Origin of the sequence: Streptomyces sp. NPDC093546, assembly GCF_044765045.1 — a bacterium.
GTDB lineage: Bacteria > Actinomycetota > Actinomycetes > Streptomycetales > Streptomycetaceae > Streptomyces.
In genome coordinates this window covers 1-23,934 of record NZ_JBIWJG010000023.1, presented here as the reverse complement: position 1 = coordinate 23,934, position 23,934 = coordinate 1, and the positions used below count along the sequence as shown (strand labels likewise).

Genomic DNA, 23,934 nt, shown 5'->3' with positions numbered 1-23,934 from the left:
TGTTCCGCGCCGCCCGGCGCGTCGACGAGAACCACCTTCCCCCGCATCTGGAAAGGACAGGCATGAGCATCCTTGAGGAACAGCCGCCCAGCCCCTCGACCGCGTCGATGCTCGGGCGTGTGGCGGAGCTGGCGGACCTGCGCGAGCAGGTGCTGGCCGGCCCCAGCGCGCAGGCCACCGAGGCGCAGAAGAAGAAGGGCAAGCTCACCGTCCGCGAGCGGCTGGAGCTGCTGTTCGACAAGGGCACGTTCACCGAGACCGAGCCGTTCCGCCGGCACCGCGCCACGGGCTTCGGCCTGGAGGCGAAGAAGCCGTACAGCGACGGCGTGGTGACCGGCTGGGGCCGGGTCGACGGCCGCACCGTCTTCGCGTACGCCCACGACTTCCGCATCTTCGGCGGCGCGCTCGGCGAGGCGCACGCCCAGAAGATCCACAAGCTGATGGACCTCGCGGAGAAGGCCGGCGCCCCGATCATCGGGCTGTGCGACGGCGCGGGCGCCCGCATCCAGGAGGGCGTCACCGCTCTCGCCGGCTACGGCGGCATCTTCCAGCGCAACGTCCGCAACTCCGGTGTCATCCCGCAGATCAGCGTCATCATGGGCCCCTGCGCGGGCGGCGCCGCGTACTCCCCGGCGCTCACCGACTTCGTCTTCATGGTGCGCGGCACCTCGCAGATGTTCATCACCGGCCCCGACGTGGTGCAGGCGGTGACCGGCGAGCAGATCACCCAGGACGAGCTGGGCGGCGCCGACGTCCACGCCGGTACCTCCGGCGTGGCCCACTTCGCGTACGACGACGAGGAGCACTGCCTGGAGGACGTGCGCCACCTCCTGTCGTACCTGCCGTCCAACAACCGCGAACTGCCCCCGTCGGAGCTGTCCGACGACCCCGCGGACCGGCGCACCGAGGCGCTGCTCGACCTCGTCCCCGCCGACCCGAACCGGGCCTACGACATGCACGCCGTCATCGAGGAGATCGTCGACCACGGCGACTACTTCGAGGTGCACGGGCGCTGGGCGCCCAACATCATCTGCGCGCTCGCCCGGCTCGGCGGCCAGGTCGTCGGGATCGTCGCCAACCAGCCGCAGACGCTGGCCGGCGTCCTCGACATCGAGTCCTCGGAGAAGGCCGCGCGCTTCGTCCAGATGTGCGACGCCTTCAACATCCCGCTGGTGAGCCTGGTCGACGTGCCCGGCTTCCTGCCCGGCGTCGACCAGGAGCACGGCGGCGTCATCCGGCACGGCGCCAAGCTGCTGTACGCGTACTGCAACGCCACCGTGCCGCGCATCTCCCTGGTGGTGCGCAAGGCGTACGGCGGCGCCTACATCGTGATGGACTCCCGCTCCATCGGTACGGACATCGCGCTGGCCTGGCCCACCAACGAGATCGCCGTGATGGGCGCCGAGGGCGCGGCGAACGTGGTGTTCCGCCGCGAGATCGCCGCGTCCGACGACCCCGACGCCACCCGCGCGGCCCGCATCGAGGAGTACCGCCGGGAGCTCATGCACCCGTACTACGCCGCGGAGCGCGGCCTGGTCGACGACGTCATCGACCCCGCCGACACCCGTTCCGCGCTGATCGGCGCGCTGGCCATGCTGCGCGACAAGCACGCGCCGCTGCCCACGCGCAAGCACGGCAACCAGCCCCAGTGACGCCGGACGACCGGCCGGCCGAAGGAGGAACCATGGCGGTACGAGCGGTGAGCGCGGTGAGCGATCTGCCGGAGGAGGCCACCAGCCAGGTGTGGCGCATCACGGGCGGGTCGCCCACCGCCGAGGAGGTGGCCGCGGTGGCGGCGGTCCTGTCGGCGGTGCTGGCCGCCCGCGCGGAGGAGTCGGTCCGCGAGGCCCGGGAGCGCGACGGCGGCCGCCGCCGCAACGGGGCCCCCTGGCTTCCGGCGGCGGCCCGCCGCAGGGCGGCCACGTCCTGGGCGGGCCGCCCTGCCCCGACCTGGCGCGACGCGGCCTGACCGTTTCGGTCGCGCCGCACCACAGCAGCGGAGCCGTACCCCGTCCGCCGGGGTACGGCTCCGCTGCTGTGGTCATGCGTCCGGCGGGCGTCAGACGGGCTCCGGGCGTCAGACCGGCTCCCGGACCGGCGGCTCCTCGCCGCCCTCGGCCCGCACCCGCCCCGCCAGGTGGTCCGCCGCAAGCCGCGGCAGGAGCAGCCGCCACAGCCGAGTGCACGTGCGCCGGTCCCACCACCGCGGGTCCGTACGGCCCAGGGCCTCCAGGCCGACGGTGGCCGCGGCGACGACGGTCGTCGCGTCCTCGGGCTGTACGCCGTCGGCGAGCGCGCCCCGGCGGGCCGCGACGGACAGGCCCTCGTCGATCCAGTCCACCCAGTACTGCCGCAGGTCCGAGCGGCTCTTCCAGGTGGCGTCCGCGCTCAGCCCGAAGCCGGCCCGCAGGATCACGTCCCGCTGCAGCCGCACCACGAGGGCGTGCGAGGTGTCCACCAGGGTCTGCAGGCTGCCGTCCGCGTCCCCGTCCGCCTCCGCCTCGGCGTTCTCGCTCCAGGGGTCGGCGATGCCGCGCAGGATCGCCATCGCCTCGACCTCCACCTCCTCCGCCAAGGCGCCCTTGTTGACGAAGTGGAAATGCAGTGCGCCGTTGCTCACACCGGCGCGGCGGCTGATCGACGTGAGGGAGGACGGGGCGAACCCCTCCTGGTCGAACACCTCGGCGGCGGAACGAATCAGCGCTTGGCGCGTACGAGCCGCCCGCTCCTGTTTCGTCATGTCGTGCTCCGTGGTCACAGTGGTCGGACGGGGAATGGGCGCGGGACGCCAGTGTAGGAAACCGCGCAGGCGGTTTGTTAGTCTCCCAGTAACCTGGCTGGAACCCCATGGTCCGATGCGTACAAATCGCTGCTCACGGTAAGCGGAAACCGTCGTACCGGTCATCCCCCGCTCATTGTGCGGTCACTCCCCGGTACCGCCGCCAGGCGATCTCATGGGGTCCACAAGCGCTCTGCCGGACGATTGCCCGGGTCTCCCCGGGTGAGCCCTCACCCGGGCGAGTGACAGAGCGGTGAGGGGAGCACGATATGGCCAGTAATTGGTTCCGGCGATTCGGCGCGGAGGTGCCCGGCAGCGGGGTACGCCTCGTCTGCTTCCCGCACGCCGGCGGGGCCGCCAGCGCCTACCTCGGCCTCCAGCGGGAACTGGCCCCGGCGTTCGACGTCCTGGCCGTCCAGTACCCCGGCCGGCAGGACCGCCGCGCGGAGCCGCCCGTCGACGACATCGGCCGGCTCGTCCAGGCCCTGGCCGACGAGGTGGAACGCGAACTCGTCCCCGGCGCGGCCGCGGTGGACGCGCCCCGCCCGTACGCGTTCTTCGGCCACAGCATGGGCGCCGTCCTCGCCTACGAACTCGCCAGGGAACTCGACCGGCGAGGGGTCCCCGGGCCCTGCCACCTGTTCCTGTCCGGCCGGTTCGCGCCCACCCCGCAGGGCAACGACACCGACCGGCTCGACACCGACGAGAAGATCCTCGCGATGATCCGCCGCCTCGGCGGCACGGTCGGCGCCGTGTTCGACGACCCCGACGTGCTGGAGATGGTGATGCCGCCGCTCCGCGCCGACTACCGGGCCATCGGCACCTACACGTGGCGCCCCGGCCCGCCGCTGGACACGCCGCTGACCGTCCTCGTCGGCGACCGCGACCCGGTGGTGCCCGTCGACGGCGCCGCCGGCTGGTGCGAACACACCACCGCGTCCGCCGAGGTGCACGTCCTGCCGGGCGGCCACTTCTACCTCGACCAGCGCACCGCCGACGTGGCCGGCATCGTGCGCGGCGCCCTCGCCCCGGCCCAGGCCGGACCCGGTGCCGACCGCCTCCCCGCCACGGCGGACGCCTCCTGATGCCGGAGCCCGCCCTCCCGCCGCCGGCGACGTCCTCCAGCGGCCGCGGACGCCTCCTCGCGGTGAGCGACCTGCACGTCCGGCACGCCGAGAACCGCGAGGTCGTCAACCGCCTGCGCCCCGGGAGCGACGCCGACTGGCTCCTGGTCGCGGGCGACGTCAGCGAGTCGGCCGACGAGGTCGTCCGCACGCTCGACCTGCTGCGCCGCCGTTTCGCGCACGTCGTCTGGGCCCCCGGCAACCACGAGTTGTGGACCACGCCATCCGACCCGGTACGGCTGCGCGGCGAGGAGCGCTACCGCCATCTCGTCGCACGCTGCCGCGACATCGGCGTCACCACCCCCGAGGACCCCTACCCCGTCTGGGAGGGCGAGGGCGGCCCGGTGGTGGTCGCGCCGCTGTTCCTGCTGTACGACTACACGTTCCGGCCGCCCGGCACCCGCACCCGCGAGGAGGCGCTGGAACGGGCCGGGGACGCCGGTGTCCTGTGCACCGACGAGATGTACCTCCACCCCGACCCGTACCCCAGCCGCGAGGCCTGGTGCCGGGCCCGCGTCGCCGCCACGGAGGCGCGGCTCGCGGCGCTGCCCCCGGACCTGCCGACCGTGCTGGTCAACCACTTCCCGCTGGTCCGCGAGCCCACCCGGGTGCTGCGCTACCCCGAGTTCGCCCTGTGGTGCGGCACCGAGGCCACGGAGGACTGGCCGGTCCGCTTCCGCGCGGCCGCCGTCGTCTACGGCCACCTGCACATCCCGCGCGTGATCCGGAAGGACGGCGTTCCGCACGTGGAGGTGTCGCTCGGCTACCCGCGCGAGTGGAAGCACCGCGCCACCGCACCGGCCCTGCCCGTACCCGTCCTGCCCGTACCCGTCCCGTCCGCCCAGGGGGAGAACCGTTGATCGAGGAACTGCTGCCGCCGTCGGTGGCCGTGGTCGCGGCGTACGACGACGAAGGTCCGGCCGGGGCACCGCCCGCAGCCGCGCCGGCCCTCGACGCCGACGGGCTCTACCCGGAGGAGGCGCTGCTCGTGGCGCGCGCCGTACCCAAGCGCCGCCGTGAGTTCGCCACCGTACGGCGCTGCGCCCGCGCCGCGCTCGCCCGGCTCGGCGCCCCGCCCGCGCCGCTCCTCAAGGACCCCAGGGGCGCGCCCGGCTGGCCCCCCGGGTACGTCGGCTCCCTCACCCACTGCGCCGGCTACCGGGCCGCCGCGGTGGCCCCCGCCGACCGGCTCGCCGCCCTCGGCGTCGACGCCGAACCGCACCTGCCGCTGCCGGACGAGGGCGTCACGGAACTGGTGGTCCGGCCCGAGGAGCGCGCCCGGATCGGCGCGCTCTCCGCGCGCCGCCCGGACGTCCACTGGGACCGCCTCCTCTACAGCGCCAAGGAGAGCGTCTACAAGGTCTGGTACCCGCTCACCCGCAGCTGGCTGGACTTCCAGGACGCCTCGCTCACCGTGGACCCCGACCGCGGCACCTTCACGGCGACCCTCCTCGTCCCGGTGCCCGCGCCCGGGCCGGGGGGCGCGGCGCCGCCGCCGGCCACGCTGCGCGGCGGCTGGCTCGTCCGCGACGGCCTGATCGTCACCGCCATCGCCCTCGAGCACTAGGTCGTGTTCCCTTCTGATGGGTCCGCAGTGAGCACCCCGGCGAACAATCGGAAACGGCCGCTCGGTTCGTACGGGCGTCCGGATCCACCACCACGGGGCAGCGCGCCAGGACAGGAGCATGAGACGTGCGGTTCAACCTCATCGGTCCGTTCGAGATCGTCGCCGACGACGGCAGCGTCCACCTCCCCACCACCCCCAAGGTGTGCCAGACGCTCGCCCTGCTCCTCAGCCGCCCCGGCGAACTCGTCCCGGTCGACTCCCTCATCCGCGAACTGTGGGGCGACTGCCCGCCCCGCAGCGCGCCCGCCACCGTGCAGACGTACGTCCACCAGGCCAGGCGCGTGCTCAACGAGCACCGCCTCGCCTCGCGCGGGAGCCAGCCGCTCATCACCCGCCCCCCGGGCTACGTGCTGGAGGTGGACCCCGAGGACGTGGACATCACCGTCTTCGAGCGGCTCGTCACCGGGGCCAGGGCGGCTCTGGAGGACGACCGGCCCGAGGCCGCGGCCCACGACCTGGGCGCGGCGCTCTCCCTGTGGCGCGGCCCCGTCCTGTCCAACGTCCCCGCCGGCAAGGTCCTCGAAGGGCGCATCGTCTATCTGACCGAGCTGCGCATCCGCGCCCTCGAACTGCGCATCGAGGCGGAGGACCGGCTCGGCCGCCTCCGCGAGGTCATCCCCGAACTGCGCGCCCTGGTCCACGACTACCCCCTCAACGAGTGGTTCCACGGCCGGCTGATCTGCGCACTGCACCGGGCCGGCCGCCGCGCCGAGGCCCTGGAGGCGTACCAGGCCCTCTACCGCATTCTCGACACCGAACTCGGCCTGGAGCCGTCCCTCGAACTCCGGCGCCTGCACGCCGAACTGCTCCACACCGGCGGTTCCGGCGCCGGGCCCGCGGTGTCGGAACGGAGGGACGGCCGCCCGGCCGTGGCACCCCTCTGGATGGCGTCCTTCGCCGTCTGACCGCCGCCGCCCGCAGCACCTGCCTCCCGCCTGAACCGTTCCGCTCGGCGCCCCGTACCCCTGCCGAGAAGCACCCTGCCGAGAAGCACCCCGCCGAGAGGCACCCGCCGCCCCCCCACGGCCGTCCCGACCCGCTCACCACAGGAGTCCCGCACATGCCGACGTCCGACCTCTCCCCGCTCGCCGCCCCGCCCGGTACGGCCCAGATCGGCGTCACCGGCCTGGCCGTCATGGGTCACAACCTGGCCCGGAACCTCGCGCGCAACGGCTACCGGGTGGCGGTGCACAACCGGACGGCCGCCCGCACGCGCGCGCTGGTCGACGACTTCGGCCACGAGGGCGCGTTCGTCCCGGCCGGGAGCGCCGCGGACCTCGTCGCCTCCCTCGAACGGCCCCGCCGCCTCGTCGTCATGGTGCAGGCGGGCGCCCCCACCGACGCGGTCGTCGACGAGCTCGCCCAGCTCCTGGAGCCGGGCGACATCCTCATCGACGGCGGCAACGCCCACTACGACGACACCCGCCGCCGCGAACAGGCCCTGCGGGCCCAGGGCATCCACTTCGTCGGCATGGGCGTCTCCGGCGGCGAGGAGGGCGCGCTGCACGGCCCCAGCCTGATGCCGGGCTGCTCCGACGAGGCGTACGCCGCGCTCGCCCCGCTCCTGGAGACCATCGCCGCCGACACCCCCGACGGCACCCCCGCGGTCGCCCACATCGGCGCCGACGGCGCCGGGCACTTCGTCAAGATGGTCCACAACGGCATCGAGTACGCCGACATGCAGCTCATCGCCGAGGCGTACGACCTCCTGCGGCGTGTCGCCGGCGCCTCGCCCGCCGCCATCGCCCGGACCTTCCGCACCTGGAACGAGGGCCGCCTCGACTCGTACCTGATGCAGATCACCGCCGAGGTCCTGGACCACACCGACGCCGCCACCGGCCGCCCCTTCGTCGACATCGTGGACGACCGCGCGGGCCAGAAGGGCACCGGCCGGTGGACCGTGCAGACGGCGCTGGAGCTCGGCGTCCCGGTGTCCGGCATCGCGGAGGCCGTCTTCGCCCGCACGGTCTCCGGCCACACCGCGCTGCGCGAGGCCGCGAGGGACCTGCCCGGGCCCGCCCGCACCGAACTGCACCCGCACGACGCCGAGCGGTTCACCGCCCAGGTCGAACAGGCCCTGTATGCCTCCAAGGTGATCGCCTACGCCCAGGGCTGGCACCTGATCCGCACCGCCAGCCAGGCGTACGGCTGGGAGATCGACCCCGGTGCCGTCGCCCGCATCTGGCGGGCCGGCTCCATCGTGCGGGCCGCCTTCCTCGACCGGATCGCCGACGCGTACTGCCGCGGACCCGCACTGGCGGGGCTGCTCGCCGACAAGACGTTCGCCGCCGAGATCTCCGAGGCCCAGTCCGCCTGGCGCACCGTGGTGGCGACCGCCGCCCGCTCCGGCGTCCCCGCCCCCGGCTTCGCCGCCGCGCTCGCCTACTACGACGCGCTGCGCGCCGACCGGCTGCCCGCCGCGCTCATCCAGGGCCAGCGCGACTTCTTCGGCGCGCACACCTACGGGCGTACGGACCGGGAGGGCGCGTTCCACACCCGCTGGGCGGAGGACCGCGCCGAACAGCGGGCCTGACGGACCGTATGAACATCCCGCCCACCGGGGTACGCGTACGCACGTCGCACCCCGCCCCCACCCCCCACCCCTCACACTCCTCCACGACGACAGGGACGCAGATGCCATCGACCGCCACCGCCCTCCAGGCCACCACCGCCTGGCTCGAGTCCGTCGAAGCGGACATCCTCCGCCGCAACCCCGGCGAGCCGGAGTTCCACCAGGCCGTACGCGAGGTGCTGGAGACCCTCGCGCCCGTCGTGGCCGCCCGCCCCGAGCTGCGGGACGCCCGGCTGGTCGAGCGGCTCGTGGAGCCGGAGCGGCAGCTCGTCTTCCGCGTGACCTGGCAGGACGACCGGGGCGACATCCAGGTCAACCGCGGCTTCCGGGTGGAGTTCAACAGCGCCCTGGGCCCGTACAAGGGCGGCCTGCGCTTCCACCCCTCCGTCAACCTCGGCATCGTCAAGTTCCTCGGCTTCGAGCAGATCTTCAAGAACGCCCTCACCGGCCTCGGCATCGGCGGCGGCAAGGGCGGCAGCGACTTCGACCCGCGCGGCCGGTCGGACGCCGAGGTCATGCGGTTCTGCCAGGCGTTCATGACGGAGCTCCACCGCCACCTCGGGGAACACACCGACGTGCCCGCGGGCGACATCGGCGTCGGCGGCCGCGAGATCGGCTACCTCTTCGGCCAGTACCGGCGCATCACCAACCGCTGGGAGGGCGGCGTGCTCACCGGCAAGGGCACCGGCTGGGGCGGCTCGCTGATCCGCACCGAGGCCACCGGCTACGGCAACGTGCTCTTCACCGCCGAGATGCTGCGCAAGCGCGGCGAGGACCTGGCCGGCCAGCAGGTGACCGTGTCCGGCTCCGGCAACGTGGCCCTCTACACGGTGGAGAAGGCCCAGGCCCTGGGCGCGGTGGTGCGCACCGTGTCGGACTCCGCGGGGTACGTCGTGGACGACAAGGGCATCGACCTCGAACTGCTCAAGCAGGTCAAGGAGGTCGAGCGCGGCCGCGTCAGCGACTACGCGGCCCGCCGCGGCGCCTCGGCCCGGTACGTGGAGGGCGGCAGCGTCTGGGACGTCCCCGCCGACGTGGCGCTGCCGTCCGCCACACAGAACGAGCTCAGCGAACGGGACGCGACGACGCTGGTCCGCAACGGCGTCAAGGCCGTGTCCGAGGGCGCCAACATGCCCACCACGCCCGAGGCCGTACGCGTCCTGCGGGACGCGGGCGTCGCCTTCGGCCCCGCGAAGGCGGCCAACGCGGGCGGCGTCGCCACCAGCGCCCTGGAGATGCGCCAGAACGCGTCCCGCGAGGCGTGGCCCGCGGCTCGCGTCGAGGACGAGCTGGCCCAGGTGATGCGGCGCATCCACGACACCGCGTACGAGACGGCGGAGCGCCACGGCCGGCCCGGCGACTACGTGGCGGGCGCCAACATCGCCGCCTTCGAGCGCGTCGCCGACGCGATGCTCGCCCAGGGCGTCATCTGACCCCGCCCGCTCCGGCGAGCGCCGGCCGCCGCGTACGGGCGGGGGCGGCGCACGCCGTGGCTCCCCAGCGCAGCAGGGCGGAGCCGACGTTCATGCCGCCGCCGAACCCCGCCAGGAGGACGACATCGCCTTCCGCGAGCAGGCCCTGGCGGTGGACGAGGTCGAGGGTGATGGGGACCGAGCCGCTCCCGGTGTTTCCGTAGCGCCTGAGGGCGAGGTGCAGGGCGGCCCGGTCCAGGCCCAGTTCGGGCCAGACCTCGTGGAGCATCACGCCGTTGGCCTGGTGCGGGATGAAGTGCTGCACCTCGGCGGCCGGGACGCCGGCCTTGTCCAGGAGCTGGTGGAGGGCGCCGGGGAGGTTCTCGTGCACGAAGCCGCGTACGCCGCGTCCGTCCATGCGGAAGAAGTGCTGCCCGGCCCGGACGCTCTCGGTGGACGGGGGGATGCGGCTGCCGCCGGCCGGGACGCTGATCAGACGGTGCTGGTCGCCGTGGGTGATCAGGCCCGTCTCCAGAATGCCCCGGTCCCGCCCGGCGGGGCCGAGGACGACCGCTCCGGCGCCGTCGCCGAAGAGGATGCAGGTCTTGCGGTCGGTGTAGTCGAGGATGCGGGAGTAGATGTCCACGCCGACGACCAGGCCATATCCGTCGCCGCCCGCGAGCAGCCGCTCGGCGACCGTCAGCGCGTACACGAAGCCGCTGCACACGGCGTTGACGTCGAAGGCGGCGGCGTTCGTCGCCCCGATCGCGCCTTGGACGATGCTGGCCGTGGCGGGCTGCGGGTGGTCCGGCGTCGACGTGGCGAGCACGATGTAGGACAGCTGCTCGGGACGCAGGCCGGCCTGGGCGAGGGCGTTGCGTGCCGCGTGCGCCGCGAGGTCGGAGGTCGCTTCGTGGCCGGCGGCTCTGCGCCGCTCGTGTATGCCGGTCTTGCGGACGATCCACTCGGCGGTGACACCGGCGTTCCCGGCGATCTCCTCGTTGGTGACGACCGTGCTCGGGACGTAGGAGCCGGTGCTGACGATGCCGATGGTGCTCACGATCTCTCCTCCAAGCAAGGCCGCCCGCCACGGGTGGCGGGCAGCGGGGGGTGACGGATTCAGTGGGCGTCGACCAGCGAGAGGCGGCGCCAGCCGTGGCGCGCGGCGTGGCCGGCGAGCGTCGTGTCCTCGCCGACGGCGACCGGGTGGCCGACGGCGCGCAGCATCTCCAGGTCGCTGATGTGGTCGCCGTACGCGGACGAGGCGCTCAGGTCGATGCCGGCGACGGCGCCGGCGGCCCGGACCATACGTCCCTTCGTACCGCCGATCATCGGTGTCAGGATGTCACCGGTGAACTGGCCGCGGTGGACGAGCGGTCGGGTGCCGAAGGCGCGGTCGGCCCGCAGCCAGTCGGTGATCGGGTCCAGACAGGCGAAGAAGGAGCCCGAGACGAGGAGGATGCGGTCGCCCGCGTCCTTGTGCCGGTGCAGCTCCTCGACCACGTCCGCGTGGAACAGGCCGCCCTCCTCCAGTTCCCGCTCGAACCAGAGGAGGCCCGCGGCGCGGACGTGCCGTACCTCCTCGCCCGCGTAGTAGCGGTAGTAGGCGCGGTTGATGGACTCGCGCGGCATGCCGAGGGCCGCGGCGGACGCGAGCTCGCCGGACAGGCGGGCGTACGTGCTGTCGGGTTCGCCTCGCAGGGAGAGGTAGAACTCGAGGAACCGGAACATGCTCTTGACCCGGATGAGGGTCTCGTCCACGTCGAAGAACGCGGCGGTGCGCTGGGTCATGTGCTCTCTCTCGTGTCGGTGTGCGGGTGCGGGGTGTTCAGCGGCCCTGGAGCCGGCCGAGGGAGAGGCTGAACTTGCTGATCGGCTCCCCGCCCTGGAGCGCGCTGAGGTTCACGACGATCTGCTCCGCGAGGTCCCGGGACGTCAGGGACTCGGTCTGGAGCGTGCCGCCCTGGGTGTAGTAGACCTCCGGGCTCTCACCGCGGCGGCTCTCGACGAAGGCGCTCATCGTCGTCTTCTCGTCGAGCTCGCCGAACCGGGTGAAGGTGACGCTGAGGTCGGTGAGCAGGGTACGCGCGGCCGATATCCCGCACAGGTCCAGGGCGGTGAAGAGCGCCAGCTGGCGGGCGGCCTCGGCCAGAACCATCCCGGGGATGTGGTCCTGGGGGTGGTCGAACATGCTCGGGTGGCCGCCCGGGACGTGCAGCGTGGCCGTGGCCATCGCGTCGGACGTGTCGGCGTCGAGCAGGACGACATTGTCCGGGGAGCAGCGGCCGACCAGGGTCGGATCCACCAGCGTGCCGGTGATCCGGCCGAGGGGCGAGGCCGAGGAGGGCAGGGGGCGGCCGTTCCGGTTGGCGGTCCGCAGGCGGACGTAGCTCTCCGGGCTCTTGAAGCGGAGGCCGACGGACGCCTGACCGATCATCACCTCGCCCACGGACATCCGGACCTCGTAGTCCAGGCCGACCGTACGTCCGTCGCGCTGCTTGACGTTGCCGGTGCGGATGTCCATGCGGACCGGGAACGCGGCGTCGCCGACCGTGGTCAGCTCCGGGTGGGCCAGGTGGATCCGCAGGTGCGTGAGGATGAACTTGTGGCTGCGCGGGACGTCGAAGAACGCGTGCGCGCCGGCGAGCGCCGCCTGGCGGGCGGCCTCCAGTAGGAGGATCGGGTCGTAGCTGTGCGGCCGGAGCATGTGGTCGCCGTAGTACGCGTGTGACCGGGGGAGCTGCGCGGCGGCCAGGTAGCCGCCCGGGGCGGGGCCCTGCCGGAGGTCGGTGACGAAGACCTCGCCCAGGCTGTCGCGGTGGACGAGCTCGCGGTCGATGGTGCGCTCGAAGGAGAGGTCCTCCGGCGGCTGGTGCGCGGTCGCGTCCGTGCGTGTCGGTGCAATCGCATCAGCATCAATCGAATCAATCGAATCAATCGAAACGGTCGTCATGGAAGGCCACTCCGTTGGGTCTGCGCTCGATGGGGGTTTCGACGGCGTGCGAGGCCGCGGCGTGTTCCAAGGGCAGCGAGGCACGTCAGCCCTGTATAGATCAGATCTCTTATATCTGTCAAAGGGCATATGTCGTCGGGGTGTCGGGTGGTCATCGGACTTCGCTGAACCAGCAGGGCACTGGTTGTTAACAGGTATCGCATGTTGCTATGTTCTCTGTCAGGCATCAGATGTCTTATGGTTTGATCACGCTGAACGAAGCTGAACGAAGGAGCCCGTCATGCCCGCCGACACCCTCGTGGTGACCGAGGTCCCCGTCCTGGAGGACTCCGTCGAGAGCGCCATCGAGACGTGGCGCAAGCACAACGCCGCCCACCCCGCCCCGGGCCGCTCCCTGTACCGCGCACTGGAGGGCGACACGCTCCTCGAACTGCTGCCGGTCGCCGGCCTCGGCGCCGTCGCCGGTCTGCGCGACCAGTGGCAGGAGCTGTGGACGGCGCTGACCCCCGTCCTCGCGGGCGACTTCCGCCGCCAGGTCCTGGAGTTCGTGGAGGCGCCCAAGAACACCGACGACCTGATCCCCGACACCGCGTACCTCCAGATGCGCCACGTCGAGGTCAAGCCGCCCGTCTTCGAGGCGTACCGGGAGTGGCGCGACCAGACGATCTTCGACGTCGTCCGCGGCGCCGACGAGGTCGAGGTCTTCCTCGCCTACCACTCCGTCCTGAGCACCGAGCCCGGCGTCATGTTCGTCTCCGGCTTCAACGCCGAGCCGGCCGCTTACACGGCGGTTTTCACCGACGAGCGCTACCAGGAGATCGTCCGCCAGGCCGGCGACCGCTACATCACCGGCGGGGAGCGCGGCCTCTACACCAAGATCTACGCGCGCGTCGACGCCGAAGCCTGACCGTCAAGCACAGAAGGAGACACCGGCGTTGAACCGGTCTGAAGCCTCCCCGCCGGTCCGGGCGCCGGTCATCGGAGCCGTATCCACCTGCCTGGTCGTCGCCACCGTCTACATGACGCCGCCGGTCTTCCCGCAGATCGCGCAGACGCTCGGGGTCGATCCGGTGGACGCCCGCCTCGCGTTCTTCTTCGTGAGCCTGGCGTACTCCCTGTCGTTCTTCGTCTTCGGACCCCTGTCGGACCGGTTCCAGGCGAGATCCCTCGCCCTGTGGGGGACGGCCGCGCTGGTCGTCCTCCTCGTGGCGGCCTCCCGGGCCACCACCTTCGGGGTGTTCATCGCGCTCCTCGCGGCGGCGGGGGTGGCCGCCGCGGCCATCCCCGCCGCGACCCTGGCGCTCATGCCGCGCATCGCCCCACCGGGCAAGGCCGGCGCGTACTTCGGCGTCGTGATCGCCGCGTCGGTCGCCGGGATCACCGTGGGGCGCTCCGCCACCGGCATCGTCGCCGGCTGGCTCGGCTGGCGGAGCGCCATCCTGCTCCTCGCGCTGCTCAACGCCGCCTGCCTCCTCGCGCTCGCCGCCCTGCCGCGCACCGACGTGGCCGGGCGTCACACCACCGCGCTCAGCGCGTACGGGCAGGCGCTGCGCATGTTCACCCGGGGCCGCGTGGTCCGGCTGCTCCTGGTCGGCGCCCTGCTGTTCTTCGGCTACCTGGGGGCCGTCACGTTCCTGACGTACCGGCTCGTCGGTCCTCCGTTCGGCCTGGGCGCCTCCGCGATCGGCCTGATCAGCGCCATCGGACTCGGGGCGCTGTTCGGAGCGCCGCTCTCGGGTGCGCTGGTCTCGCGGGTCGGCGCCCGCGCGGTCGTCCTCAGCGCGCTGCCGACCGCCCTCGCCGGTGTTCTCGTCCTGGCCGTGGCCCCCAGTACTCCACTGGTCGCCCTGGGGCTGCTGCTGGTGTTCCTCGGGGTGTTCTCCTGCCAGCCGGCCGTTCTCGTCCTGCTCTCGCAGGCCGTTCCCGAGCACAACCGCGGAAGCGCCTCGTCGAGCTACATGCTCACCTGCCTGTGCGCCGGCAGCCTCTCCACGGTGGCGCTCGGCCCGGTCTGGCGCGGCGGGGGATGGACCGGGGTGGTCACCACCGCCTGTGTGTCGATCACCGCGGCCATCCTGCTCGCCCTCTTCACCACCCGCCCCGCCCGCCCGAGCGGCGACGGTCCCGCCGCCGTGACCGTACCGACCGACTCCACGACCACGAGCAGGAAGTGAGGCCACCCATGGGCCATGTCCGCGACTACGACCTCAGCCTCACCACCCAGGGGCCCACCTATCCGCCCAGCGAGGTGATGGACGAGCACGGCGACTTCATCGTCATCGGCCGCGTCAACCGGGCCGGTCACGACGGGCGGACGCGGTCGGAGTGGGGCGCCGCCATCGTGGCGTCCGACAGCCCGCTCCCGCCGTTCGGGGAGAACCGCCCCTACACCATCGTCAAGGAACTCCCCCTCGATCCCCGGGCGTTGAGCCAGGAGGACCGGGCGCGCGTGCTCCACACGCTGCCCCTGCCGCTGCCCTGCGCCAACTACCCCATGGTCTTCGCCCCCGAACAGTGCCCGGAGGCGGACCTGGTACGGCGGCCCAGCCATTCGTTCCACCAGGTGCCCATCCCCGACCTGCGGCCGCAGGACGGCCCCAAACTCACCGAGCCGGTCACCCTCGGCCAGTGGGTCCGGGCCCAGGGCCGCCTCGAAGTGAGTCTCACGCACGACGCACGCGCGGCCCGGTTCTTCTTCGAGTTCGACGGACTCGTCCCGAACAGCGTGTACACGATCATGTCGCTGCGCGAGCACGACCTGAACCCGGCCGCTCCCACCCGCCCCGGGCCGCTCGGCGTCCCCAACGTCTTCGTCACCGACGACACCGGCAGGTCCACCTACCAGGCCGTCATGCCGCATCCGTTCCCCGCGCCCGGCACCCCCGGCGGCAACCGCATCGTCAACATCGTCGTGCTCTTCATGAGCTACCAGCAGAGCTACGGCGGCGCGATCGGCTGGTTCGGCCTCGGCGGGGACATCCACGCCCAGCTCAAGCTGCGGCAGCCCGGTTTCCAGGAATTCACCACCCTGCCCTGACTGCCTGCCCGAACCTCACCCGACCTTCGACTCAGGAAGGATCTGACGTGGCCAGGTCCAAGACGGCCGGCGGCGTCGCCGGCGGTGTCATCAACGCGGTCGCCGGCGGAGGCATGTTCGCCGTCGCCAAATCCGGGTTCGACCACCTCGACCCGTTCCACCTCGTCTCCGCCCGGTTCGTCGTCGCGGCGCTCGTCTTCGTCGTCCTGCTCGCGATCAAGGAAGGGCTGGGTGCCCTCGGCTTCGACGGCCGCATCCTCAAGCTGTGGTGGCTCGGCACCATCGGCTTCGCGGGGTTCAACCTCTTCGTGTACGTCGGCCTGCAGACCATCCCCTCCCAGAGCTCGGCCCTCGTCATCGCGACGATGCCGGCGCTCACGGTCCTCGCCGTGTGGGCCCGCAGCCGGAAGCGGCCCCACGCCGCGACGCTGGTCTTCGTCGCCGTCGCCCTCTTCGGGGTGGCGCTCGTCCTCGGCAACGGCAACCCCGTCAGCGTGGTGACTGGAGGCGTCGGCTTCGGCGGACTCCTGACCCTCGTCGGCGCGGCGGGCTGGGTCTTCTACAGCACCGGTGCGGCGGCGGACTTCCCCGACTGGTCGCCCCTGCGCTACACCACGATCACCTGCCTCCTGGGCACCGTCAGCATCGTGGTGATCACCGCGGCCGCATCCCTGATGGGGTGGATCCCGGACGCCGCGCTCGGTGACTACACCGCCTCGTGGTGGCAGATCCTCTACATGGCCATCCCGGCCAGCGTGATCGCCATGCTCGGCTGGTTCACCGCCCTGCGCACCCTCGGCCCGGCCAACGGAGCGCTCTTCGTCAACCTCGTACCGGTCACCGCCTTCATCGTGCAGGCGTTCCTCGGCCATGTGCCGACCGGACCCGAGATCGCCGGTATCTGCCTGGTCATCGGCGCCCTCGTCGCGTCCAACTTCCACAGCCGCCGCCGGGCCGCCAAAGACGCCGGCGCAGCCGCCCCGAAGTCCTCGACCACGGACGACCTCCCCGTACCCGCCGGGAGATAGGAGGACCGACCCATGACATGCACCCCCGGAACTCCCGGAAGCCCCGGATTCACCCGTCGCATACGCACCAGGTGGTCGCGGTTCGCCGTCGCCTACCATCGCCGCAGCTCCGCCGTCCTCAGGATCAGCGTCGGCGTCCTCTTCCTCTGGTTCGGCGTCCTGAAGTTCCTGCCCGCCATGAGCCCCGCCGAGGACATCGCCCTCCACGCCATGAGCGTGATGACGTTCGACACCGTCCCGCCCGAGGTGTCACAGCCGCTGCTCGCCACCATGGAGGTGGCCATCGGGCTCGGTCTGGTCACCGGGGTCCTGCTGCGCCTCGCGCTCGCGGTCTTCTTCGTCCATATGCTCGGCGTCTTCTCGACGCTCTTCCTGCTGGCCGACGAGGCGTGGTCCTCGGCGCCGTTCGTCCCCACGATGGACGGTCAGTACATCATCAAGAACGTCGTTCTCGTCGCCGCGTGCCTCGCCGTCGCCACCACCGCGGCCGCCACGGAACCCGCCGAGGCCCGGGAGCAGCCCGCGGCGCAGGAGTCCGAGCCGCAGGCGCCCGCCGAGGAGGCACCTCTCACCGCGGGGACCGCCGCCCGCTAGCCGGCACCCCAAGAACTCCCTGCGCGGCGCCGCCCGCGACCGGCCTCCGGCCGCCGGCACGCCACCCGGGGGATCCCCCATCCAACGCACATGTTCTGGAAGGAACACCATCATGAGCAGGGTTCAGTTGATCCAGCCCGCCGACGCCCAGGGAGAGTTCAAGGACGCTCTCGACACCGTGCAGAAGGGCATGGGCACCGTTCCCAACCTGGCCAAGGCGCTGGCCAATTCCCCCGCCGTGCTGAAGGCGTACCTGGCCCTCTCGGGCGCCGTCGGCGCCGGGCTCCCGGCCCCGGTGCGCGAGCGTGTCGCCCTGGCCACCGCCGAGCACAACGGCTGCGACTACTGCCTCTCGGCCCACACGTACATCGCCGCCAACGCGGCGAAGCTGCCGGATTCGGAGATCGCGGCGGCCCGGGAGGCGAAGTCCGAGGACGCCGCCCACCAGGCGGTGCTGACCTTCGCCAAGTCGGTGCTCACCAACCGCGGCCACGTCGCGGACGCCGAGCTCGACGCGCTGCGCGCCGCCGGCTACGGCGACAAGGAGATCGTCGACCTCGTCGTGTCCATCGCGCTCAACATCCTGACGAACTACTTCAACCACGTCGCGGAGATCCAGATCGACTTCCCGGTCGTGCACACGAAGCCGCAGGACTAGAGGCGCGCATGCGCCGAGGGCCCGCGTCCCGCTCCGGGGCGCGGGCCCTCGGGCTGCGGCCGCGAACACCGAGGGGAACCGTGGAGGGGGACGTGAAGGGAATGCGCGCCAGGCGGCCGAGAGGCCCGATGGAACCGGTCGGCCGGGACGGACTGGTGGTGGCGGAGGTCGCGGGCAGGCTGCTCGCCTCCCTGCCTCGCCGCGATCAGCGCGTGAAGGGGGAGCAGTACGTCGAAGGACTGCTCAGGGTCCCGGGGCGCAAGACCATGCGCGCCATCGCCGCCGTGGCCGGAGGCGGCGCCGCGGAGCAGAGCGTGCACCACTTCATCAGCAAGTCGTCGTGGGACTGGTCGCCGGTCCGCCGCGACCTGGGCCGGTTCGTCGACCAGGCGCTCGCGCCGCAGGCGTGGGTGGTGCATCCCCTCGCCATTCCGAAGTGGGGCCGGCACAGCGTCGGCGTGCAGGAGTCCTACGTCGCCTCACTCGGCCGCGTCGCCAACAGCCAGCAGGCATACGGCGTCTGGTTCGCCGGCGCGTCCGTCAGCGCTCCCGTCGACTGGCGCCTGCTGCTGCCGCGGGGGTGGGTCGCGGACGCGGAGCGGCGCCGGCGGGCGGAGATCCCGGACGGGGTGCCGGCGGTCGACGCGGACAGGGCCGTACTCGACGCGGTCCGGCACGCGGCGGACACCTGGGGGCTGCGGCCCCGGCCCGTCGTCGTCGACGGGCGTCAGGTCGAGGACGTCGTCCCGCTCGTCGAGGGCCTTCGCGCGGCCGGCCTTCCCTTCGTCGTACGCATCCGGGAGTCGACCCCGCTCGCCCCGGCCGACGCCCCGTTCGCCGGGGGCCGGACGAGCGCGCCGCCGGCCCGGCGCATCGCGCAGGGAGCCCGGCCCGCCGCTCTGCCCGTCCGGTGGACGGAACGGGGAGCGGCGGGGGAGCGGCACCCGTTGGTGGCACGCGTGCCCGTGGTGCTGTCCGACCCGAACCGCCGTACGCCCGACCGCACGCCTCTCGCCCTCGTGGCCGCCTGGCCGGACTCGAAAGCGGTCGGCGCCGAGCTGTGGCTGTCCAGTCTCTTCGCGGCCACACCCGGCGAGATCCTGCGTCTGGGGCGCCTCGTGCGCCGGGTGGAGGACGACATGGAAGCGATCGGCGGCCGCGTGGGCCTGAAGGACTTCGAAGGGCGCTGCTACGGCGGCTGGCACCGGCACGTCACGCTCTGCTCGATCGCCTACGCGATCGCGGCGATCGGCCGACCCGAGCGCTTGGAGGGCGAGTTGCTCAGCGCCTAGCCGCGCGCGTACATGAAGGTTTGTGAGGGGGGAGGGTGCCCATCGGCACCTTCCCCCCTCACGTCATGCCGGGTGCGCCTCGCCCCCGCGGCCTCGACATGACAAAGAACAAACCGATCCGGGCGGCCTGCCGCGCCAGAACATCGTCTTTCGTATACCCATCAGAGACTTGATCCCTCGGTGAGGATAAGCGGACAAACACTTGCTTGAGTGGATAAAGACAGCCGGCGGCTGACTGCGGAGCGTCTCAACTGCTGGAAAGCGGCGGCTCTTTGAGCACGCTCCGTGACGAGCGCTGAACGCTTGTCCGACCTATGTTTCTCGCACCGAACACGTCAGCGACCAGTCGCCGGAGCCCGTCGGGGCGCGGCCAGTCGTCGCGAATTCCTCCCGGGAGACACCATGAGTCTTGCCATGAAGTCGATGCGCCGTGGCCGGAGCGTCGGCATCTCCACGGCCGTCGCCACCGCGCTGCTCGGCACCGGGGCGCTCTCCGTGAGCCCCGCCTCTGCGGCGGACACGGTGGACGCGACCCCGGCGACCGCGGAGGCGAAGGCGGCCGGCGACAACCTCGTCATCCAGTGGAACAAGGCCGCCTACGACGCCCAGGTGACCGCAGCCAAGCCGACCAACAACCTGACGCGCCCGCCGCTCGGCAGCCGGACCTTCGCCACCCTGCACACCTGCATCTACGACGCCTGGGCCGCGTACGACGCCAAGGCGGTCGGCACGCAGCTCGGTGACGACCTGCGCCAGCCGTGGTTCAAGCGGACCGAGGCCAACCGGAAGGCCGCCCTCAGCTACGCCGCCCACAAGGCGCTGATCGGAATCTTCCCGGACCAGAAGGCCACCTTCGACGCCAAGCTGCAGAGCCTCGGCTACGACCCCGCCAACACCTCCACCGACATCCGCACGCCGGCCGGTGTGGGCAACGTCGCCTGCGGCGCCGTCCTCAAGGTCCGTCAGAACGACGGCTCCAACCAGCAGAACAACTACGCCGACACCACCGGCTACCAGGCCGCGAACCCGGCGCAGGACATCAACGCGTTCGACAAGTCCAAGGTCGCCGACCCGAACCGCTGGATGCCGCTCACCACCAACGGCGTCACCCCGGCGTTCGCCACCCCGCAGTGGGGCAAGATCACGCCGTTCGCCGGCACCAACCCGGACGACTACCTGCCGCCCAAGCCCCCGGCGTACGGCACCCCCGAGTCCGAAGCCGCCATCAAGCTCCTGATGGAGGAGAACGCCAACCTCGACGACCGCAAGAAGGTCATCGCCGAGTTCTGGCTGGAGCGCGCCGAGACCCCGGCCGGGCACCAGAACCAGTGGGCCCAGTTCGTCTCCCACCGGGACGGCCACACCCTCGGCGAGGACGTGAAGATGTTCTTCGCGCTGAACCTCGCCATGGGCGACTCCGGCATTGCCGCCTGGAACAGCAAGGTCGTGCACGACTACGCCCGCCCCCTCTCGATGATCCGCTACGACCAGGCCGGCAAGACGGTCCGCGGCTACGTCCCCGGCAAGGGCACGCAGGAGATCGACGGTTCGCAGTGGCGCTCGTACGTCACCACGCCGGCCTTCGCCGCGTACGTCTCGGGTCACGCCGTCTGGGGCGCCACGGCCGCCGAGTCCCTCAAGCTGTGGACGGGCAGCGACGCCTTCGGTGACTCCTTCACCTTCAAGGCCGGCACGTCCACCTTCGAGCCCGGGGCCACGCCCGCGGCCGATGTCACCCTGAAGTGGGACACCTTCACGGAGGCGGCCGAGGAGGACGGCATGTCCCGCATCTACGGCGGTGTCCACTGGCCGTTCGACAACACCGAGGGTCAGAAGCTCGGTCGCGCCGTCGCGAAGGACACCTTCGACAAGGCGATGCAGTACATCAACGGCACCGCCTGACCGTGACGTGCGGCCCGTCGCCCCGGGGCGACGGGCCGCGCTGCCGGGTCGGCACCGGCGCCGAGAATCCCCCGCCAGGCGCCTCGTTCCCCGACCCGAGCACATGGTGAAGACCTTGCCCACCAGGGCAAGGTCTTCACTGCGTTACGAGCCTGCGGCGATGGCTCGCCCCCGGCAGGAGGGGGCGGAGTCAGCGAACGGTGGACTTGCGCAAGGGGGCGGACGCGGCGCCGGCGAGGGCGCCCGAGCAGCGCTCCAGGCTGGAGACGAGCTGCTGGGCCTCGGCCTGGGAGAACTCCTCGGTCAGCCGCAGCTCGACCTCGGTCACGGCGTCGTCCGCCTTCGCCAGCAGGTTCTGCCCCGTCCGGGTGAGCCGCGCCTCGAGGATGTGGCTGTGCACCGGGTGGGGCTTGCGCTCCACCAGACCCCTGCCTTCGAGCGTCGCCAGGACGGACGACATCGTCTGGGGGGTGACCATGCAGCGGCGGGCCAGAACGGCGCCCGAGAGGCCGGGCTCCTGGGAAAGCGTCAACAGCACGCTGTATTGGGGCACGTTCAGCTTGAAGGGCCGCAAGCAGGCGTGCTTGGCGGCGCTGAGTTCCTGCTCCACCCGCTTCAGGTGGTGGCCGAGTCGCTGGTCAATGGGAAGCCGCATGGGGATACCTTAATGTCAGGTGTCTTACGAGTATACGACCCCGACCAATTATGGCCTGATCGGAATCATCGTTCTCCCTCGGCTGCGCATCACGGGCTGTGACGGTGATGTCGGGCAGCGTGGCCGAGTGTGCGGGGGGCGGGTGGCCCATGGGCCCGCCGTGCTGTGGTGTGGCCCGTAAAGGGCCAGGTCACGGCAGGGCGCGGGGAAATGGCGCGGGGCGCCTCGGGCCGTGTCCGGGTGAGGCCGGAGCGTGCCGCGGACGCCGGGCACGCCGCACTGGGGCCGGGCGGCGGTGTTTCCGTGTGGCGGCGACATCTCGTGCCCTCGCCGTTTATGCGCCTCGAAAGTGTCGGCGGTGAAAGTGAAGAGTGAAGGAAACGGGGTGGTCCCAGCCGTCCGCCCCCATTCCATTCCTTCGAGATCCCGTACCGACCGGGGCCCCATTCGAAAAGTCGCGACATCTCGCGCGGGTTGCGGGCCTTTATGTGGATGTCTGTCCCCGGTGCGGTTCCGAACCAGGCGAGTGGGGGTGGAGAGGGCTCGGTGTGGGCGCGGGCGGGGAGGTGGTGCGGCCTGCTCACCGGGGTCGCCGGAGCGGCCTCGCGGGAGGGGCGGAATTCAACTTTCCGTTTCCCGGTGGGTCTCGCGCGACGACGTTCGATCCGGTTTATTCGCATGAAAAAATGCGGTCACTATTGGAGGAAGTGAGGAAAGCAGCCGCGGCTGAGTGTCGTTGACAAGCGGGCTTGTGAACGACTTGAATGGGCCTGCCCGGGGGGGCAGGGTGGGCGGGGGAAGTGGCAGCTCGAAGTGGCCTCCATCAAATTTCTGGTCTCACTTCGAGAGGTCCATCACTATGCCGAAGGCCGTGGGGTCGTCACCGTCGATCGGTCGAAGTCCGTCCGCGCGCGAGCTCGAGGACATGCTGCACACCGCAGCCACCGTCCCCTCTCTGCGCGCGAAGTACGCACACCTCCTCGGACTCTCCCGGCCGGTGAGCCTGTCCGAAGTGCCCGTTCTCACCCAGGCCGAGTACCACGAAACCGTCCGGCAGCTCCTGGAGAACCCCCGGCATCGCCAGGGCGCGATTCTCTCCGCCGGCGGGGGAACGCTCACGCACCCCGAACTGAGCATGCTGCCCGACGACATGTTCGCGCCGCAGCTGCTCGCCCGGTGGAAGCCCCTGGGCAACGGCGACGTCGTGGCCAACCTCTTTCCGGCCGGTCGGCTTCAGTCCGCGTTCCACTTCTTCAACGTTTACGCCGCCCTGTGCGGCGCCACCACGGTGCCCATCGGCCACCTGAACGACGACGAGCTCGGGCAGTGGCTCGACTTCCTCGAGAACCGGGGCGTCACGGCGCTGGCCGCACCCTCGGCCGTCATCGCGCGCGTGGTCCGGACGGCCGTCGCCTCCGGGCGCGCCCTGCCGTGGCTGCACAAGATCCTCCTCAGCAGCAGCGGTGATGTCACCGGCACGGCGGATCTCGTCGGGCGCCATCTGCCGCAGGCGAAGATCTGGGCCCTGTACTGCTCGCCCGCCTCCGGCCCCATCGGCCACAACACGCCCGCGTGCCCGGCCGACACGTTCCACGTGCTGCCGCATCAGTACGTGGAGGTCGAGGACGAGCGGCTCATCGTCACGAACACGCACGCGGACTCCACCTTCCCGCTCCTGCGGTTCCAGACCGGCGGCCTGGGCGAGCTCGTCACCTGCACCTGCGGGCGTACGGAGCCGACCGTGCGCCTGCGCGGCCACTCCGGCGCGGCGCTGACCTTCCGGAGCCGTACCTTCGAGGCGGCGGAACTCGTCGCGCTGGCGTGCGCAGAGGACGACGTGGCGGAGGCCCAGGTCACCCTGGTCAACCAGGGGACGGCCGAGGAGCAGCTGTGCCTCACTGTGCGCCTGCGTCCGGGCGTCCCGGCCGACGAGTACACCTGCGGGTGGATTCGCAGCCAGGTACTCGGCCGCCACCTCACGCTGCGGGGCGCGGTGGACGAGGCGCCGGACTCCTTCGAAGTGATCGCCGTGGACCGGCTCTCCGGAGCCGCCATGGTGGGCGGTGCCCCCGCCCTGGTCATCGCCGAAGAGGCCCCCGACTCCCTCTTCCGGTACGAAGAAGCCAGCTGAACCCGCACATCTCACCACGGGGTGCCCGGTCCCGACCGGGCACCCCTTCGTGTGCGCCGTGGCCGCCCTCACCGGCTAGGGGGTGTCCGGAAAGTCATGGGAGCCAGAGTCGGAGGCAGGCGAGGGTGACCATGGCTTGGTAGTGGACGGCTCGTTTGTCGTAGCGGGTG

22 protein-coding genes are annotated in these 23,934 nt (G+C 71.8%); 17 read left to right on the top strand and 5 right to left on the bottom strand.

All coding sequences use genetic code 11. From position 1 onward, the window contains the following. Positions 1-62: 62 nt before the first annotated feature. Both ACIRNI_RS31145 and ACIRNI_RS31140 read left to right on the top strand, forming a co-directional pair. Positions 63-1,652 (top strand): acyl-CoA carboxylase subunit beta, encoded by a 1,590-nt coding sequence (locus ACIRNI_RS31145; protein WP_403556627.1) that lies wholly within the window; start codon positions 63-65, stop codon positions 1,650-1,652. Positions 1,653-1,684: 32 nt separating this feature from the next. Continuing rightward, positions 1,685-1,969, top strand: coding sequence for a hypothetical protein (locus ACIRNI_RS31140; RefSeq protein ID WP_403556625.1), 285 nt, complete (start codon positions 1,685-1,687; stop codon positions 1,967-1,969). Positions 1,970-2,077: 108 nt separating this feature from the next. Here ACIRNI_RS31140 and ACIRNI_RS31135 read toward each other — a convergent pair whose 3' ends face one another. Then, positions 2,078-2,740, bottom strand: a complete 663-nt coding sequence (locus ACIRNI_RS31135) for a ScbR family autoregulator-binding transcription factor (RefSeq protein WP_403556623.1) — start codon at positions 2,738-2,740, stop codon at positions 2,078-2,080. Positions 2,741-3,048: 308 nt separating this feature from the next. Here ACIRNI_RS31135 and ACIRNI_RS31130 point away from each other — a divergent pair, with 308 nt between their 5' ends. The 6 genes from ACIRNI_RS31130 to gdhA all read left to right on the top strand — a co-directional run bounded on the left by ACIRNI_RS31130 (position 3,049) and on the right by gdhA (position 9,535). After that, on the top strand, positions 3,049-3,864 hold the full coding sequence (locus ACIRNI_RS31130; RefSeq protein WP_403556621.1) for a thioesterase II family protein: 816 nt from the start codon (positions 3,049-3,051) through the stop codon (positions 3,862-3,864). Further along, positions 3,864-4,763 carry a metallophosphoesterase family protein gene (locus ACIRNI_RS31125; protein ID WP_403556619.1) on the top strand — a complete coding sequence of 300 codons (900 nt, stop codon included), beginning with the start codon at positions 3,864-3,866 and terminating at the stop codon, positions 4,761-4,763. Before ACIRNI_RS31130 ends, ACIRNI_RS31125 begins: the two co-directional genes overlap by 1 nt. Then, positions 4,760-5,470 carry a 4'-phosphopantetheinyl transferase gene (locus ACIRNI_RS31120; RefSeq protein ID WP_403556617.1) on the top strand — a complete coding sequence of 237 codons (711 nt, stop codon included), beginning with the start codon at positions 4,760-4,762 and terminating at the stop codon, positions 5,468-5,470. The genes ACIRNI_RS31125 and ACIRNI_RS31120 overlap by 4 nt, the downstream gene beginning before the upstream one ends. A gap of 125 nt (positions 5,471-5,595) precedes the next feature. Beyond that, on the top strand, positions 5,596-6,435 hold the full coding sequence (locus tag ACIRNI_RS31115) for a BTAD domain-containing putative transcriptional regulator (RefSeq protein ID WP_403556615.1): 840 nt from the start codon (positions 5,596-5,598) through the stop codon (positions 6,433-6,435). Between the two features lie 155 nt (positions 6,436-6,590). Next, entirely contained in the window at positions 6,591-8,063 is a 1,473-nt protein-coding gene (gene gndA / locus ACIRNI_RS31110; RefSeq protein WP_403556613.1) for an NADP-dependent phosphogluconate dehydrogenase, read from the top strand. Positions 8,064-8,164: 101 nt separating this feature from the next. Beyond that, the gene (gene gdhA / locus ACIRNI_RS31105) at positions 8,165-9,535 is read left to right on the top strand and encodes an NADP-specific glutamate dehydrogenase (protein ID WP_403556611.1); all 1,371 of its coding nucleotides are present in this window, start codon (positions 8,165-8,167) and stop codon (positions 9,533-9,535) included. Here gdhA and ACIRNI_RS31100 read toward each other — a convergent pair. From ACIRNI_RS31100 to ACIRNI_RS31090, 3 genes are read right to left on the bottom strand one after another with little or no spacing between them, the layout of a single operon-like run. Beyond that, the gene (locus tag ACIRNI_RS31100) at positions 9,528-10,574 is read right to left on the bottom strand and encodes a 3-oxoacyl-ACP synthase III family protein (protein WP_403556609.1); all 1,047 of its coding nucleotides are present in this window, start codon (positions 10,572-10,574) and stop codon (positions 9,528-9,530) included. The genes gdhA and ACIRNI_RS31100 overlap by 8 nt on opposite strands. Before the next feature lie 59 nt (positions 10,575-10,633). After that, positions 10,634-11,305: an HAD family hydrolase gene (locus tag ACIRNI_RS31095; protein WP_403556608.1), complete on the bottom strand. Its 672-nt coding sequence runs from the start codon at positions 11,303-11,305 to the stop codon at positions 10,634-10,636. Positions 11,306-11,342: 37 nt separating this feature from the next. Next, a complete protein-coding gene (locus tag ACIRNI_RS31090; protein ID WP_403556606.1) occupies positions 11,343-12,467 on the bottom strand; it encodes a ScbA/BarX family gamma-butyrolactone biosynthesis protein in 1,125 nt (374 codons plus the stop codon). Between the two features lie 280 nt (positions 12,468-12,747). Here ACIRNI_RS31090 and ACIRNI_RS31085 point away from each other — a divergent pair, with 280 nt between their 5' ends. From ACIRNI_RS31085 to ACIRNI_RS31050, 8 genes are all read left to right on the top strand, one after another. Then, positions 12,748-13,374, top strand: coding sequence for a hypothetical protein (locus ACIRNI_RS31085; protein ID WP_403556604.1), 627 nt, complete (start codon positions 12,748-12,750; stop codon positions 13,372-13,374). Between the two features lie 28 nt (positions 13,375-13,402). Continuing rightward, a complete protein-coding gene (locus ACIRNI_RS31080; protein WP_403556603.1) occupies positions 13,403-14,641 on the top strand; it encodes an MFS transporter in 1,239 nt (412 codons plus the stop codon). A gap of 8 nt (positions 14,642-14,649) precedes the next feature. After that, positions 14,650-15,504: a hypothetical protein gene (locus tag ACIRNI_RS31075; protein WP_403556601.1), complete on the top strand. Its 855-nt coding sequence runs from the start codon at positions 14,650-14,652 to the stop codon at positions 15,502-15,504. A gap of 47 nt (positions 15,505-15,551) precedes the next feature. Next, positions 15,552-16,532 (top strand): DMT family transporter, encoded by a 981-nt coding sequence (locus ACIRNI_RS31070; RefSeq protein WP_403556599.1) that lies wholly within the window; start codon positions 15,552-15,554, stop codon positions 16,530-16,532. Positions 16,533-16,544: 12 nt separating this feature from the next. Further along, positions 16,545-17,126: a DoxX family membrane protein gene (locus ACIRNI_RS31065; RefSeq protein ID WP_403556597.1), complete on the top strand. Its 582-nt coding sequence runs from the start codon at positions 16,545-16,547 to the stop codon at positions 17,124-17,126. 112 nt (positions 17,127-17,238) lie between these two features. Then, positions 17,239-17,784 carry a carboxymuconolactone decarboxylase family protein gene (locus tag ACIRNI_RS31060; protein WP_403556595.1) on the top strand — a complete coding sequence of 182 codons (546 nt, stop codon included), beginning with the start codon at positions 17,239-17,241 and terminating at the stop codon, positions 17,782-17,784. Between the two features lie 128 nt (positions 17,785-17,912). Then, positions 17,913-19,076, top strand: coding sequence for an IS701 family transposase (locus ACIRNI_RS31055; protein WP_403556593.1), 1,164 nt, complete (start codon positions 17,913-17,915; stop codon positions 19,074-19,076). A gap of 402 nt (positions 19,077-19,478) precedes the next feature. Next, positions 19,479-20,978, top strand: coding sequence for a vanadium-dependent haloperoxidase (locus tag ACIRNI_RS31050; protein ID WP_403556591.1), 1,500 nt, complete (start codon positions 19,479-19,481; stop codon positions 20,976-20,978). Positions 20,979-21,168: 190 nt separating this feature from the next. On the opposite strand, the gene ACIRNI_RS31045 is transcribed toward ACIRNI_RS31050, so the two are convergent. Next, positions 21,169-21,633 (bottom strand): MarR family winged helix-turn-helix transcriptional regulator, encoded by a 465-nt coding sequence (locus tag ACIRNI_RS31045; protein ID WP_403556589.1) that lies wholly within the window; start codon positions 21,631-21,633, stop codon positions 21,169-21,171. Positions 21,634-22,558: 925 nt separating this feature from the next. Here ACIRNI_RS31045 and ACIRNI_RS31040 point away from each other — a divergent pair. Next, positions 22,559-23,764, top strand: coding sequence for a hypothetical protein (locus ACIRNI_RS31040; RefSeq protein WP_403556587.1), 1,206 nt, complete (start codon positions 22,559-22,561; stop codon positions 23,762-23,764). Positions 23,765-23,934: the final 170 nt, after the last annotated feature.